The sequence below is a fragment of the Gracilibacillus oryzae genome (genome assembly GCF_009498735.1).
GTDB lineage: Bacteria > Bacillota > Bacilli > Bacillales > Amphibacillaceae > Gracilibacillus > Gracilibacillus oryzae.
Genome location: NZ_ML762424.1, coordinates 255,014 through 268,403, shown reverse-complemented (window position 1 = coordinate 268,403; position 13,390 = coordinate 255,014). Strand labels below are relative to the sequence as shown.

Genomic DNA, 13,390 nt, shown 5'->3' with positions numbered 1-13,390 from the left:
AATGCGAGAACTCGAAGAAGCAGAACGAGCATGGGCAAGAACTTGAATTTGAGTGTAACGATTGTAAAGATACTGGTTCAATTATAGATCGGGTGTTTGATGATGAACTAGGTTATGAGAAAGATGTGTATCGCCCATGTCATTGCCAGGAAACTAGAAATCTAAGAAACAGATTTAAGAATGCACTAATTCCTGATGAATTTAAAAAGGCAAAATTTGATAATTATGAGATTAACTCAGAGGTGCAAGAAACTCTTTATCAAGCTATCTTGGATTACTTGCGAAACATACAAGAAATCATTGAAGAGAAGCAAGAGCAGAATAGCATAGGATTTATCGCAACGATGGGTGAAGCAAGGATAAGGAGCCTTGCACCAGAACATAGATCAAGAGCAAAAGCAGAACATAATAGTTATGGATTAGGAAAAACACATTTACAGATTGCAGCTGCACGGTGGATTATGCAAAAGGTAAAGGTTCGAGATCAGATCGAAATGAATGTGAAGTCAAGAAACAATATGCTCGAAACACGTTCACGGTTCAAAAGAGGTTGCAGAGTGCTGTGTGTTTCAGATGCCACATTTATGGATGATCTTATCAATGCTAAAAGAATGAGTGATGACAGCCATACATTCAACAAGTTGATGTTAGGTGCATTAAAAGTTGATGTGCTGTTGTGGGATGACTTAGGAAAATCTAAATGGTCGGAAGCGAAAGAATCACTCTATTACCAGATTATAAATGAACGGTATCGCAATAATAAGCCAATTATATTTAGTTCCAATTAGGATGAAGGAACATTGAGCGAAAAGATCGGTTATGCAGCATTTAGTAGATTGTCTGGCATGTGTGGAGATCGATTATTCAAAGTGGAAGGTACCGACTATCGATTAAGAAAGCAGTGATTACCGAAGAAAAGACTTATAGGAGGGATCAGGTTGGAAGTCAGATTATATAAATTAGGTCTATCACTAAAAAATAGAGAGCAAGAAATGGAACTAATAGCTAACTTAGAAAACATCAAAATGTACGAGGATTTAGAATTTGGTGGATTTATCGTCATAGATGGAAAAAGTTACAGACACTGCATGTATAACGTTAAAAAAGATATATTGTGTGTCGAACCAACAGAATTAGATGAAGATCCAGATGATGTAGACGACTGCAGCGAATTCACTTGTCCTTATTGCGGTTATAAAGATCAAGATGCTTTTGAACTTAGTGATAATGGAACAACGGAATGTTCATCTTGTGGATCGAATTTAGAGTATGAAAGGACATACACCATCGAATACAATGTGCGACCAGTTAAATGTGCACCAATTACAAGAGTTTAATTCTTAGGAGGGATAGCGATGGGAAGCAACGGAGCTTGTGCCACTTGCGGCAGAAAGCTAATCGATAAGAAAAGCATGGAACGAGGTTTTGGGCCTGTCTGTTATGAAAAATATTTGAAAGCGAAGCAGCAAGAGGATTTTGAAAGAAATCAAATTACGGTGTATGAAGCGCTGGGGGAGTGATTAAGGTGAGCAAGAAGTTAAAACGATGTGAGTCTTGCAATGATCCAATCAATTGGGATGACACAGTAATCCTTGTTGAAGATGATGTATATCACAAAGATTGCGTAGAACTTTATCCGACTGGATATTTTGCAATGATAGATGGTGAGCCAATAGGAGAAACGGAGAATGACAATGGCGGTGTAGCGTGGGAATACTTTGATGATCACGAACTGGAGGGATTAGATGAATAGACCAATTAAGTTTCGTGGGTATGCAGTGGAAGAAATGGTTGGTAGTCAGTGGTTGTACGGTACTGGAATTAATCAAATAGAATCTTCAGAAGAATATGCGAAAGAAATAGGTAAGAAACATCAATATTACTTATTTACAGAATCAGGTTGGATCGAGGTCTATGGAGAATCAATCGGTCAATATGCAGGCCTAAAAGACAAGAACGGAACAGAGATTTATGAAGGGGATATTGTAGAATATAAAGATTTTAGTGGAGGAGCTTATCTTTTTGGTAAACAACCACTAGACAGGGATGTTGTTAAGTGGAATAAGGATACAGGCGGATATAAAGTTAGGGGTCAAGGTTACACCTTTAATACTAAAAAGATGGAAGTCATCGGTAATATACATCAAAATCCTGAGTTATTGGAGGAATCGGAATGATACCAGTAATAGCATTTAAAAACAAAGCAAAGGAAGATCGTTACTTAGCAAATGGACCAGATGCAGGTGATTGGGATGATGAAGAATTAGATGTACACATTGATGATATACAGAATGCATTTCTAATTTGGAGAATCGATAAGACAAAACCAACTCAAGAGGATTTGGAAAACATCATCAAGGAATCAAGAGAGCATAAGCAGAACATGATTGAAAGATTTGGGGATGCTTCACTAATTAGTTATGACGTAGAAAAATGGCTGGAAGATTATGAGGCTGCATGGATAGAAATCACGAAAGAACAACTCGAAGCAAGTAAGGAGTGGAATTAATGTTCTGGAGTCCGCCGAAGCCAAAACCAGATACAAGCAGCATGGGAGATAGAGCAGTGCCAAACGCACAGGAAACATTGCAGATGCTTTATAAGAGTGATAAGGGAGGAAAAAACATGAGAACAACAGGAAACCCTTTGACGTTAAATCCTAAAAAAGATTGGGTGTTTTGTTTAGAAAATCTTGAATTAGCTTTTGAAAAAGATGTGCTGGAACGTATCACTGATGATTGGAATAGTGGAGTGGATATCAACACTATTGCTAAGCGAGAAAGACGGTTAGAGGATGAAATCTTTTTAGCATTATACCATCAAGCAAGACTTGGCAAGATAACAAAACCTTTTGCTTTTAAACCAGGGAGTAAGGCAAATGGAAAAGTTTCATGAGTGGCGAGCAATAGCAAAAGAAAACGGAATTTATGATGGATTATACAGGAGCAGAGTCAGACAAGGATGGGATATGGAAGATGCGGCAACTCTGCCAAAAGGGGCTAAGAATCCTAACTTAATAAAGTGCGAAAGAGATGTAGCTATTTATAAAGGTGATCAATTTATTGTCTGGGGAAAAGTATCAGAAGTGGCAGTAACTTTGAATAAGACAAATCGAGAAATAAAGCAACTATGTACGCAAAGTATAAGAAAAAGAGCAGAAGGGCGCGGTAACGAATTGTACGGCATTTACATTGAAGATGATGAGGAAGTGGTTGGATGAATAAAGAGGAATTCAGCATATGATCTTAAGGCAACAAAAGAAAAGAAGAACCAAAAGCAAGTACGGTAATCGCAAAACAAAAGTGGACGGCCATACTTTTGATAGTAAGTTAGAAGCGAAATATTACGGTGAATTGCTGCTCAGAAAGAAAGCAGGAGAAATTAAAAGTTTTAAGCTGCAGCCAAGATATGAATTGCAACCAACATACAAGAAAGATAACAAGACTGTTAGAAAAATAGAATATGTTGCTGATTTTCTAATAGAGTACGCTGACGGGTCGATAGAGGTAGTAGACATAAAAGGGCACATAACGAAGGAATTTGCTCTCAAGCGGAAGATATTTGAGTTTCAGCACGATTTAAAGTTGAGTGTGCTGGCATGGGATAAATGGAAAGGATGGTATGAAGTCTAATGGAAAATAAACAGACACAGACATTAAAAACTTTTGAGATCAATTCAACAAAAGATCAGGTCATTGTGGTGAAGGATGGAAAAGCAGCTATATTTCAACCTCAAACAGGGCATGGCACAATAAATGTGGAGTTTCGAGGTGGAAGAATAAAGGATTTTAAACCACAAACTACTTACACACACGTTGATAATGAACAATTGAATTAACTTCTACCTGCAGGAGCAGGCGAAGGGCATTAACGAAGCGGGGGCGTTTTCGTTAGTGTCCTTTTTTTATTATAAGGGGTGCTATATATGGATAACTGGGCAGATGCATTGATCATTCAGTATGAAGAAGGGCGCAGAGAATTAAGGGATATGGCGGAAAGGCTATGTTATACTGAAGATGATATATGGGATAGAAAACAATACAATAGCATGATCAGATCCATGTCCGAAGCGATAGAATGGCTCAAGACCGGAAGAGAACCTGGGGATATGCATGGAGCAGACAAACAGAATATTTACCAACATACATTAGTGAAGGATATGGATATTTTTCAGTCACTTGACATATTTCCAGAAGAAAAGAAACTAAGCGAAGAACAAAAGAGATTTTTGGTTCGAGAAATATCCAGACTATCAACAAGGGAAAGACAATGCTTCTTGCTAGCTAAAGGGTACCAATGGACACATGAAGAGATAGCAGAAGAATTAAATATAAGTATAAATACTGTAAAATCTAGCATAAGAAGAGCGAAAGAAAAATTCAGAAGGGATGAGTATGTTGCTTGATGAATCATGGAGACCAATAGAAGGATATAATGGTAAGTATGAAGTTAGTTGTTATGGAGAAGTAAGAGGATATAAAGAGTCTATACACGCAGGTCATGTGTTGTGGGAACAATTCACAGTTCCAGAACAGATTAATATAAAAAATAAATCGGCTTCGGTGAAATTGCATAAAGACGGCATAGAAAAGAGTGTCTATGTTCATAGGTTAGTAGCGCAAGCATTTATTCCTAATCCATTAGCAAAGGCTGAAGTGAATCACAAAGACGGGAATAGGTTAAATAATGAATCAATTAATCTTGAGTGGGTGACAAGAAAAGAGAACATGGATCACGCATTTGATAATGATTTAATAGATGCGCATAAAGTAATTTTGGTCGATAAACAAGATGGCAAAAAGTATTACTTCAGAAGCAAGAGGGAAGCTAGTGGATTTTTAGGGAAATATAATAATTACATTTCCGACAAAATTAAAAATAAAAAGACAGAAATAGATGGTTACTTCATTTTGACACCTAAATGACACCTAAAACTATTGTTTAGTGAAGGGGTATAAGAGCACATAATAAGGGGAGAACGTATTCTTTTATTAGACCTTCGGTCTAAAATATATGCACGTTATATATTAAATACTCTATATAGAATGATGAATATTGCAGGATTTAACTTCTTCTTGTCGAATTTAAGTAGACGAGGAGGTGTTATTTTTGCATAGAGCTAATAAGGTAGTAATTATTGAGGGAATAGACGCTGATATGCTAGAACAAGAAGTGAACAAGTATCTAAGCAAAAATAGAAATTTAGAGGTAGTAGACATTAAGTATGTCGTTTATGACGCTGATGTAAGCCCGGAATTTATTGAAGATGTCGGGAAAGACAAAGAAGTTCGATATTCAGCTATGTTGATAATAGGGGAAGAAGTTTAAAAAGAATCAAGCATCCTTTAGGGTGCTTTTTTTATTGCAGGATATTCCATTTTTTTGTCGAATATAGTAGGCGGAAGGGAGGAACTAAAATATATGAATAATATATTAGAAATTTTCTTGTCAACTGTAGTGTCAACTGCAATATTAACTTTTATTATCCAACTAATCATCAAGAATAGTCTAAATCACGTATTTGATAAGAAACTAGAGAAATTTAAAACGGACTTAAATTTGATAATTGAACAAGAAAAGTATCATTACCAAAGAAGGTTTCATGACTTCTCACTATATTCAAATAGGAGACATGAGATTTATCCAAAGTATTTTTCAATGTTAGTTAAAGCCCAATCAAGAATTACAGCTATTATAGTGGAAAACCCAGATTTCACTAAGACAACTGAAAAGAATATTAGAAGAATTTTTAGTGAGGGTGACATTGAAAAATTTAAAATTGAGGATGCTATTCAATTGTGGAAAAAAGACATACGTGCAGGATCAGAAGAACTAAGCAAGCTATATACAAAAATTAGTTTCCTTGAAACAGAGAAAATGTTTATTGAGTCGCATAATTATTTATTGTTGTCTGAATTATACTTCTCGGAAAAAACATACTTTAAGGCAAAAGAAATTGATACAATGTTAAATAAAATATTGATAGATAGAAAGATGATAATTTTTGATGGAATTAGGGAAAAAGAGATAAGACAAGATATATCGAAAACAAGAGATAGCATTAATCAAGAAATTCTAGTGTTAAAGAAACTTCTGAAGGAAGATTTAGTACATATAGAAGAGATTTAACAATGATATTTTATAAAATAAGTGCCCAATTACGGGTGCTTTTTTTATTGGTCCATGATTACAGAGCAAAATGATAGGAGCAAATGATAGTTCCTGCTCTGTAATGATTGATTAAGGAAATTGAGGTTTAGGGGGTAGGTGACTATGTAATGAATTGGAATGCAATAAAAACTGAATACGAAACTACCAAAATCACATTGAAGGCACTAGCTGAGAAGCATGATGTTAAGCTGGGAACATTAAAAAGCAGGAAAAGTAGAGAAAAGTGGTCGAGAGATGCACCGAAAAAGGATGCAACCAAAACAAAAAAGGTTGCAACCCCAAAAGAGAAAGTTGCAACTAAGAAAACACAAAAAAATAGAAGTGGTAATCCTAACCCTAAAAACCAATTTACAAAACGGAACAGTGCAGCAGTTACTCATGGTCTATTCGCTAAATACTTACCAGAAGAAACAATGGAGATAATGAACGATGTAAATAGCATGTCTCCAATAGATATCCTCTGGATGAATATACAAATGCAGTTTGCTTCTATCATTCGAGCACAACAGATTATGTTTGTTGATGATAAATATGACATGACGAAAGAAGTCAAAAAAAGAGAAACTGCTACAAGTGAAGCAATGGAAATAGAAAAGGAAGAATGGGAGATTCAATTCGCTTGGGATAAACAAGCTACTTTCATGAATTCACTAAGTAGATCCATGGCTGAATTAAGAAGCATGCTTAAACAGTTTGTAGAAATGGCAGATTATGATGATTATAGATTGCTGGAGATACAGAAAATGCAATTAACCATAGATAAGACCAAAGCTGAAATCACCAAGATCAAAGGTGAAGATGACATCGAATATGAAGACGACGGGTTTATGGAAGCATTAGGCGGTACAGCAGAGGAAGTGTGGGGCGATGAGTAAGAAAAAACCTGCACTATTTTCATTTAAGCCATTCTCTAGGAAGCAGAAAAAGGTGCTTACCTGGTGGCATAGGAAATCACCAGTTAATGATAAAGATGGCATCATATGTGATGGTTCTGTTCGTGCTGGGAAAACTGTTGTAATGTCCTTATCTTTTATAATGTGGGCCATGGAGACATTCAGTGATGAGAACTTAGGTATGGCTGGTAAAACAATCGGTTCCTTCCGTCGTAATGTGGTCACACCTTTAAAAAGGATGCTCAAGTCCAGAGGGTATAAGGTCAAAGATAAACGAGCAGAGAATTATCTTGAAGTCACAAAAAATGGTGTAACAAACTATTTTTATATATTTGGCGGTAAAGATGAAGGGTCACAGGATCTTATCCAAGGTATTACGCTAGCTGGCATGTTCTTTGATGAAGTGGCCTTAATGCCACAGTCATTTGTTAGCCAAGCAGAAGCACGTTGTTCTGTGGAAGGTTCAAAGTTTTGGTATAACTGTAACCCGGAATCACCTTATCATTGGTTTAAAGAGGAATATTTAGAGAAGTTGGAAGAAAAGAATTTAATCCATTTGCATTTTACGATGGAAGACAACCCTTCTTTATCCAAACGTATAATAGAACGTTATAAGCGTATGTTCTCAGGTGTTTTCTACCAACGATATGTTTTAGGTCTATGGGTGATAGCTGAAGGCGTTATTTACGATATGTTTAGTGCAGAGAAGCATAGTATCAAACCAGTTGAAAGAAGATACCAAAAATATTATGTATCTGCCGATTATGGTACACACAATCCTATGGCCTTGGGATTGTGGGGGAAGCTGCATGATAAGTGGTACAAGTTGAAAGAATATCATTATGATGGAAGATCAACAGGGAAACAGAAAACGGATAGTGAATATCTGATTGATTTCAAGGAATTTATCGAAGGATATGATATTAAAGGGGTTGTGATTGATCCCAGTGCATCATCTTTCATTACATTACTGAAAAAAGAGGGTTATCGAGTAATTGAAGCAAAGAATGATGTGTTAGAAGGAATAAGAAATGTTGCGTCAGCCTTAAACGATGGGCTGATTTTTTATTATGACATTTGCAAGGAAACATTCAGAGAATATTCCTCTTATACATGGGATGAAAAGGCGGTTATGCGTGGTGAAGATAAACCAATTAAAGCAAATGATCACCATATGGATGCAGACCGTTACTTCGTTAATACCATTGTATTTGGTCCACAATCAAGCATATTAGAACGCTACAAGAATTGGAGGTGATCATTCATGGTAAAAGCAAACGTAGTTACAAGGCATGACTTTTTAAGCGGTCATGGAAAAGCAAATCAAAAAGATTCTTTAACCAGGCAAACAGTTAGTGCAAGAAGAAGGTTAGCATTGACTGATTTAAAAGAGTTATATGCTGGCAATCGATTAGTACAAAACATTGTAGATATACCAGCTGAGGATATGACAAGAAACTGGTTCACATTAAAATTGGATGATGACGATCTAAGACAAGCATTAGAGGATAAAATACGCGATCTGAATGCTAAACAGGCCTTTAAGAGCATGTTGGCTTACGAGAGATTGTATGGTGATGGATTTGTGTCTATCGGAACGAAAGAAACACGAAATTGGGATCTAAAAGATGAATTAAATCCTAATAGAATTAAATCTATCGATTACTTACATCCATTTTCAAGATTAAAAGTGTCTAATTTTATTACCAATGAAGATGTATTCAGTACACGATATGGCGATGTGGAATATTTCGATATCATGAGACGTAATAACTCTGGCATTGTCGATCATAATGGGCAAATATTCGGGCAAACCAAGGTACATCATAGCAGACTATTTCATCACGTTACCAGAAGGCTAGAAGATGAATATGAAGGCCAATCAATTATGGAGCCATTATTTGATACGTATACCATCTTCGATTCAACTAAATGGAGTGTTGGTCAGATACTTTATGATCTGACGTTTAAGAAATTGAAATCTCCAGGTGTAGATCAATGGAGCCGAGAAGAAAAACTTGCTGCACAAATGGAATTAGACTTTGCATTCCGAACAGAAGCATTAGCTTTATTAGGTGTAGAAGAGGATTTAACGAAAGAGTCTACCAACGTTTCTGGTGTAAAAGATCTGATTGACTTCGTGTGGGAAGTGTTATCTGGTGAATTAAGAATGCCTAAATCCATTATTAAAGGGCAAGAAGCTGGAACGATTACTGGTGCTCAGTACGATGTCATTAATTACTACAATCGCATAGAAGCGCAGCAGGAAAATGAATTGAAGCCACATCTTGAGCGGTTGATTAGGCTGCTTATGCAAAGTGAGGAATTTGGGCGATTAGATCCTGCTTCTATTGATTGGGAATTAACCTTTAATCCACTGTGGTCCGTTGATAAAAAGACAGATGCCGAAATTAATAAAATTGAAGCTGAAACGGATGCGATTTATATTGATCGTGGTGTTGCTTCACCAGATGAAGTAAGGCAGCACCGTATTGGTGATCATGGCATGAGTGATTTAGATTTAACTAATGACGAAATGGATGATGGTATTAACTTTGTTCGTGATCAGAAAAAGAAACCATGGTGGAAAAAGATGATGAATAAAGAATAAGAGGTGATTGTCATGACGAAACCGCCAAAGACGATATTTCCAAATCATTTCACCAGACAATGGTACCAACAAGTAAGTAAGTTGATTGAGCAAGATCGTAAAGCTAATTACAAAGCGTGGTCTGAGGAAATAATGCCACTTATTCATGAATACAGAAGAATCATAGGGGATAGCACCAATTTTACTTATGATAGTCCACTAGATGAGATAATGATAATCCTTGAAAGGCTTAGACAAAGGGCAGAAAACTCTATATTTACTAATGCTTTATTAACAGCAATAGCTGATCAGTTTGTCAAAGGAATCAATCGACATGAAAAAGCGAATCTCAAGAGGCAGATAAATTCTGTTAGGGGTGTTGATCCAATTGCAAGAGAATCATGGCTAGAAGGTTTTATGAAAACAGCCATTAAAGATAACGTGAATTGGATTAAATCTATCGCAAGAGATCAACACGATAAAGTTGAAACAATTGTGATGCAAGGTGTAAGACGTGGCCAATCGATTAATGAAATGGCGAAGGAAATAAGGGAAGTATCGAAGGTTAGCAAGAAAAGAGCAAGTTTCATAGCACGTGACCAAACAGGCTCTATATTGGGTGATTTAACGAAAACCAGGCAGCAACAACTAGGATTAAAAAAATTCAGATGGTCCACAAGTGGAGATAACCGTGTTCGTGATGAACATGCCGATTTAGATGGCAAGGTATTCACATGGAAAGATGGTGCTAATGGTCTTTATCCTGGTACAGATTATGGCTGTCGCTGTGTTGCTGAACCAATAGAAGATGAATTAATGGACATTCAATGATTAATCAAGTCGCTCATATGGGTGGCTTATTTTATTTTGCTTCGGAAGGAGGTGAACATTTGAAAATTCAGCGCTATGACAAAGCAATGGTATTAGATTCATATCGTGATGATGCTGGTTACTTAACAGTTACTGCATCAATCACTAAACCGGGTGTATATCCGTACCAACGTGCAGATGGATCTGTACAGTACGAATTAAAGCATCCAGATGACATATTTAGTGATCGGGTCATTAAAGGAATTAGAGCAAAGCCAATTACAGATGGCCACCCCAGCGAAAAAGTGAACGTGGGCAACATGAGTCGTTATGGTAAAGGTATGAGTCACACCGATTCTAGGGTTGAAGGTAATGCTGTTGTAGTGACGATTACTGTTTATGATCAACAACTGATTGATCAAATCGAAAGTGGAGATAAAAAAGAAATCAGTCTAGGTTTTGAGACTGAACTAATAGCTGATGAAGGAACGTATAACGGTCAAGCGTATACGTATCGACAAACGGACATTAATCCTAACCATATTGCGGTTGTGGAACGTGGTCGAGTTGGTCCCGAAGCTAGTATACGGAATGATTCAGATGCTTGGCAAATTGATACTCAAAAAAATGAAGGAGGGCAAAAGAAAATGCCAACAATTAAATTAGATGGAAAAGAATTTGAAGTGGACAGCGCAATTAAGCAACGCATGGATGCATTGGAAACAAAAGCACAAAGGTTAGATGACAAGGAGAAGGAAATTCAAAAACTTCAAGGGAAGCATGATGCTCTTGAAGGACAGGTGGGCACTTTGGAAAAACAATTAGAAGAAGCGCAAGAAAAAGAGGTAGATCAAGAAGCGATTGATGCTGCTATTGAAGAAAAATTGGAACTTGTAGGTGATTCTAAACAATTCTTAGGTGATTCTTTTGACTTCAAAGGTAAAACACCCCGAGAAATTAAAGAGTCTGTTATCAAGTCTGTTAATCCCGAATTTAAAAGTGATGAAAAGTCTGACGAATACATCGATGCTTTTTATGATGCAACAGTTAGCCGTGTGAAAGCAGATGGATTTACATCAACAGGACAGAATAACATGCGTTTCCATGGCGATGCTTCTGCAGCAAATAAAAAGGCACAGGATGACAAACGTAAAGAGCGATTAAATATGAAAAACAGAAAGAAAGGTGATCAATAATGCCAGGAATTACAGTTTATCCTCAATACATGGAAGAATCTATTGGAAAAGGTCGTCTAGCAGAGTACCCTGAAACACGCGCAGATAGTGGAGCAGCTGCAGAATCTATTAACTGGGGTGTCGGTGTAGAATACTCCGGTGATGAGCAAGTAGTGACATATGCAGGAGGTACGTTCCGAGGTATTGCATTAGCACAAACGTTTGGAGAATATCGTGTGAACAATATCAGTGATGATATCGAAGGGGCATATGAGCAATATGATGCTGTTTCTTTCTTACGCAAAGGTATCGTATGGGTGGAAGTAGAGGAAGAAGTATCAAAAGGTGATGCAGCAGTGTGTGATAGTGCGACTGGTAATTTCCGAGCAGAAGGAACAGAAGCAACTACTATCTCTGGTGTTGTTGGGGAATTTAAATCATCTGCAGTAGCTGGGGAACTAGCAAAATTAGAAATCAATTTACCATAATAAGAAAATAGGAGAGTGATAGCCATGCCACAAGTTAATTTTCAATATAGAGACTTAGAAGCAATTGACAATACATTATACGAACCAAAATATGAAGAACTAACAGCACGACAAATCTTAGATGTAAAATCAGACGTGGATCCAGGAGCAGAAACGTATTCTTACAGTGTAATGACTCGTTCTGGTGCTGCTAAAATTATGGGTAATCTATCTGATGATATCCCATTAGTAGATGTAGATATGCGTAGAGTATTTCAACGCATTTATAGTATTGTTACCGGATTCCGTTATTCAGTTCAGGAGTTGCGTAATGCTCAGATGGCAAATGTGCCATTAGAAACGACAAAAGCAGGCGTTGCCCGTCGTGTAATTGCAGAGAAAGAAAATAAAATCACTTGGATTGGCGATGCAGTGCACAATATCCAAGGCTTAGCAAATGCTGAAGGTATTCAAACTGTTGCTGTTGAACAAGGTGCATCTGCGAGTGCTAGATGGGAAGATAAAACTGGTAAAGAAATCGTTGCAGACATTCGTTCATTACGTGCAAAAGTGGAAAAGTTACCAGGTCATACTGTTGATACTTTAGTATTACCACCAGATCAATATGAATTACTAGAAGAACCATACAACGAATACAACAATGGTACGATTCGTAATTACATTCAAAATCAAAACTGGTTTCAATCCATCGTTCGTGCACCAGAATTAGCAGGTGCTGGTGAAGGCAAAACAGATGCAATGCTTGTTTTAGATTCATCCCGAGAAGTGGTTGAATTACTAGTACCTATGGATATTACACGCCATGATCCAGAATGGGCCTTTCCTAATTACAAATTTGCAGTAGAAGAACGTTGTGGTGGTACCATTATTCGTTATCCAATGGCTATTGCGAGAGGGGATGGTATTTAATGTTAGTTCATAACAAAGGGAAATATGTCCGTCACCGTAAAAATGTCGCTATTATTCCTGGGGTAAATGATATCAGTGAGAGGGATTGGGATACTTTTAAATCCCATCCTCTCAATAAAACACTGGTAGACAAAGGAGAAATCGTTGTTGTTAAGAACGAGGAAGATCAAGAAGGAGCAGGCGGTAAAATTACTGATCTGAATGCATCACAAGCGATTGAATTAGTGCAAGACACATTCTCTATCCAAGTTTTAGAAGCACTGAAAGAGGATGAAGACCGAAAGACAGTAATTGATGCTATCGATAAGCAGATTAAAGTCATCCGAGAAGGCGAAAGTGACAATGAAGAATAAG

The 13,390-nt window shown here is 37.0% G+C and carries 22 protein-coding genes; all 22 read left to right on the top strand.

Features of this window, described 5'->3' with window-relative positions; translation table 11 throughout:
* Window positions 1-788 (top strand): ATP-binding protein (locus F9U64_RS01300; RefSeq protein ID WP_323125810.1); only part of this gene is annotated, 788 nt, incomplete at its 5' end.
* 204 nt (window positions 789-992) lie between these two features.
* Window positions 993-1,337, top strand: a complete 345-nt coding sequence (locus F9U64_RS01295) for a hypothetical protein (protein WP_228275542.1) — start codon at window positions 993-995, stop codon at window positions 1,335-1,337.
* 18 nt (window positions 1,338-1,355) lie between these two features.
* Window positions 1,356-1,520 (top strand): DUF6011 domain-containing protein, encoded by a 165-nt coding sequence (locus tag F9U64_RS01290; protein ID WP_153400967.1) that lies wholly within the window; start codon window positions 1,356-1,358, stop codon window positions 1,518-1,520.
* Between the two features lie 5 nt (window positions 1,521-1,525).
* The gene (locus tag F9U64_RS01285; protein WP_153400966.1) at window positions 1,526-1,753 is read left to right on the top strand and encodes a hypothetical protein; all 228 of its coding nucleotides are present in this window, start codon (window positions 1,526-1,528) and stop codon (window positions 1,751-1,753) included.
* Window positions 1,746-2,177, top strand: coding sequence for a YopX family protein (locus tag F9U64_RS01280; RefSeq protein WP_153400965.1), 432 nt, complete (start codon window positions 1,746-1,748; stop codon window positions 2,175-2,177). Before F9U64_RS01285 ends, F9U64_RS01280 begins: the two co-directional genes overlap by 8 nt.
* Entirely contained in the window at window positions 2,174-2,509 is a 336-nt protein-coding gene (locus F9U64_RS01275; RefSeq protein WP_153400964.1) for a hypothetical protein, read from the top strand. Before F9U64_RS01280 ends, F9U64_RS01275 begins: the two co-directional genes overlap by 4 nt.
* A gap of 116 nt (window positions 2,510-2,625) precedes the next feature.
* Window positions 2,626-2,895: a hypothetical protein gene (locus F9U64_RS01270; RefSeq protein WP_153400963.1), complete on the top strand. Its 270-nt coding sequence runs from the start codon at window positions 2,626-2,628 to the stop codon at window positions 2,893-2,895.
* Window positions 2,879-3,220: a hypothetical protein gene (locus F9U64_RS01265; RefSeq protein ID WP_153400962.1), complete on the top strand. Its 342-nt coding sequence runs from the start codon at window positions 2,879-2,881 to the stop codon at window positions 3,218-3,220. The genes F9U64_RS01270 and F9U64_RS01265 overlap by 17 nt, the downstream gene beginning before the upstream one ends.
* A 19-nt stretch (window positions 3,221-3,239) precedes the next feature.
* The gene (locus F9U64_RS01260) at window positions 3,240-3,632 is read left to right on the top strand and encodes a DUF1064 domain-containing protein (protein WP_153400961.1); all 393 of its coding nucleotides are present in this window, start codon (window positions 3,240-3,242) and stop codon (window positions 3,630-3,632) included.
* Window positions 3,632-3,838: a hypothetical protein gene (locus F9U64_RS01255; RefSeq protein ID WP_153400960.1), complete on the top strand. Its 207-nt coding sequence runs from the start codon at window positions 3,632-3,634 to the stop codon at window positions 3,836-3,838. The genes F9U64_RS01260 and F9U64_RS01255 overlap by 1 nt, the downstream gene beginning before the upstream one ends.
* Before the next feature lie 87 nt (window positions 3,839-3,925).
* The gene (locus F9U64_RS01250; protein WP_153400959.1) at window positions 3,926-4,405 is read left to right on the top strand and encodes a sigma-70 family RNA polymerase sigma factor; all 480 of its coding nucleotides are present in this window, start codon (window positions 3,926-3,928) and stop codon (window positions 4,403-4,405) included.
* Window positions 4,395-4,925, top strand: a complete 531-nt coding sequence (locus tag F9U64_RS01245; protein WP_194287260.1) for an NUMOD4 motif-containing HNH endonuclease — start codon at window positions 4,395-4,397, stop codon at window positions 4,923-4,925. Before F9U64_RS01250 ends, F9U64_RS01245 begins: the two co-directional genes overlap by 11 nt.
* A 184-nt stretch (window positions 4,926-5,109) precedes the next feature.
* Complete coding sequence (locus F9U64_RS01240; RefSeq protein ID WP_153400957.1) at window positions 5,110-5,328, top strand: hypothetical protein; 219 nt, start codon at window positions 5,110-5,112, stop codon at window positions 5,326-5,328.
* Between the two features lie 93 nt (window positions 5,329-5,421).
* Window positions 5,422-6,129 carry a hypothetical protein gene (locus tag F9U64_RS01235; RefSeq protein ID WP_153400956.1) on the top strand — a complete coding sequence of 236 codons (708 nt, stop codon included), beginning with the start codon at window positions 5,422-5,424 and terminating at the stop codon, window positions 6,127-6,129.
* 149 nt (window positions 6,130-6,278) lie between these two features.
* Window positions 6,279-7,046, top strand: a complete 768-nt coding sequence (terS, locus tag F9U64_RS01230; RefSeq protein WP_228275541.1) for a phage terminase small subunit — start codon at window positions 6,279-6,281, stop codon at window positions 7,044-7,046.
* Window positions 7,039-8,322 carry a PBSX family phage terminase large subunit gene (locus F9U64_RS01225; protein ID WP_153400955.1) on the top strand — a complete coding sequence of 428 codons (1,284 nt, stop codon included), beginning with the start codon at window positions 7,039-7,041 and terminating at the stop codon, window positions 8,320-8,322. The genes terS and F9U64_RS01225 overlap by 8 nt, the downstream gene beginning before the upstream one ends.
* Window positions 8,323-8,328: 6 nt before the next feature.
* Window positions 8,329-9,675: a DUF1073 domain-containing protein gene (locus F9U64_RS01220; RefSeq protein ID WP_153400954.1), complete on the top strand. Its 1,347-nt coding sequence runs from the start codon at window positions 8,329-8,331 to the stop codon at window positions 9,673-9,675.
* A 12-nt stretch (window positions 9,676-9,687) separates the two neighbouring features.
* Complete coding sequence (locus tag F9U64_RS01215; protein WP_153400953.1) at window positions 9,688-10,485, top strand: phage minor head protein; 798 nt, start codon at window positions 9,688-9,690, stop codon at window positions 10,483-10,485.
* Between the two features lie 59 nt (window positions 10,486-10,544).
* A complete protein-coding gene (locus F9U64_RS01210; protein WP_153400952.1) occupies window positions 10,545-11,660 on the top strand; it encodes a DUF2213 domain-containing protein in 1,116 nt (371 codons plus the stop codon).
* Entirely contained in the window at window positions 11,660-12,127 is a 468-nt protein-coding gene (locus F9U64_RS01205; RefSeq protein ID WP_153400951.1) for a structural cement protein Gp24, read from the top strand. Before F9U64_RS01210 ends, F9U64_RS01205 begins: the two co-directional genes overlap by 1 nt.
* A 24-nt stretch (window positions 12,128-12,151) precedes the next feature.
* Window positions 12,152-13,036 carry a DUF2184 domain-containing protein gene (locus F9U64_RS01200; protein WP_153400950.1) on the top strand — a complete coding sequence of 295 codons (885 nt, stop codon included), beginning with the start codon at window positions 12,152-12,154 and terminating at the stop codon, window positions 13,034-13,036.
* Window positions 13,036-13,389 (top strand): hypothetical protein, encoded by a 354-nt coding sequence (locus F9U64_RS01195; protein WP_153400949.1) that lies wholly within the window; start codon window positions 13,036-13,038, stop codon window positions 13,387-13,389. The genes F9U64_RS01200 and F9U64_RS01195 overlap by 1 nt, the downstream gene beginning before the upstream one ends.
* Window position 13,390: the final 1 nt, after the last annotated feature.

What these genes read in the sequence shown, in the direction of transcription:
- F9U64_RS01295 (WP_228275542.1), top strand. Translation starts at nt 993, where the DNA reads ATGGAACTAATAGCTAACTTAGAAAACATCAAAATGTACGAGGATTTA.
- F9U64_RS01290 (WP_153400967.1), top strand. Translation starts at nt 1,356, where the DNA reads ATGGGAAGCAACGGAGCTTGTGCCACTTGCGGCAGAAAGCTAATCGAT.
- F9U64_RS01280 (WP_153400965.1), top strand. Translation starts at nt 1,746, where the DNA reads ATGAATAGACCAATTAAGTTTCGTGGGTATGCAGTGGAAGAAATGGTT.
- F9U64_RS01275 (WP_153400964.1), top strand. Translation starts at nt 2,174, where the DNA reads ATGATACCAGTAATAGCATTTAAAAACAAAGCAAAGGAAGATCGTTAC.
- F9U64_RS01270 (WP_153400963.1), top strand. Translation starts at nt 2,626, where the DNA reads ATGAGAACAACAGGAAACCCTTTGACGTTAAATCCTAAAAAAGATTGG.
- F9U64_RS01265 (WP_153400962.1), top strand. Translation starts at nt 2,879, where the DNA reads ATGGAAAAGTTTCATGAGTGGCGAGCAATAGCAAAAGAAAACGGAATT.
- F9U64_RS01260 (WP_153400961.1), top strand. Translation starts at nt 3,240, where the DNA reads ATGATCTTAAGGCAACAAAAGAAAAGAAGAACCAAAAGCAAGTACGGT.
- F9U64_RS01255 (WP_153400960.1), top strand. Translation starts at nt 3,632, where the DNA reads ATGGAAAATAAACAGACACAGACATTAAAAACTTTTGAGATCAATTCA.
- F9U64_RS01250 (WP_153400959.1), top strand. Translation starts at nt 3,926, where the DNA reads ATGGATAACTGGGCAGATGCATTGATCATTCAGTATGAAGAAGGGCGC.
- F9U64_RS01245 (WP_194287260.1), top strand. Translation starts at nt 4,395, where the DNA reads ATGTTGCTTGATGAATCATGGAGACCAATAGAAGGATATAATGGTAAG.
- F9U64_RS01235 (WP_153400956.1), top strand. Translation starts at nt 5,422, where the DNA reads ATGAATAATATATTAGAAATTTTCTTGTCAACTGTAGTGTCAACTGCA.
- terS (WP_228275541.1), top strand. Translation starts at nt 6,279, where the DNA reads ATGAATTGGAATGCAATAAAAACTGAATACGAAACTACCAAAATCACA.
- F9U64_RS01225 (WP_153400955.1), top strand. Translation starts at nt 7,039, where the DNA reads ATGAGTAAGAAAAAACCTGCACTATTTTCATTTAAGCCATTCTCTAGG.
- F9U64_RS01220 (WP_153400954.1), top strand. Translation starts at nt 8,329, where the DNA reads ATGGTAAAAGCAAACGTAGTTACAAGGCATGACTTTTTAAGCGGTCAT.
- F9U64_RS01215 (WP_153400953.1), top strand. Translation starts at nt 9,688, where the DNA reads ATGACGAAACCGCCAAAGACGATATTTCCAAATCATTTCACCAGACAA.
- F9U64_RS01205 (WP_153400951.1), top strand. Translation starts at nt 11,660, where the DNA reads ATGCCAGGAATTACAGTTTATCCTCAATACATGGAAGAATCTATTGGA.
- F9U64_RS01200 (WP_153400950.1), top strand. Translation starts at nt 12,152, where the DNA reads ATGCCACAAGTTAATTTTCAATATAGAGACTTAGAAGCAATTGACAAT.
- F9U64_RS01195 (WP_153400949.1), top strand. Translation starts at nt 13,036, where the DNA reads ATGTTAGTTCATAACAAAGGGAAATATGTCCGTCACCGTAAAAATGTC.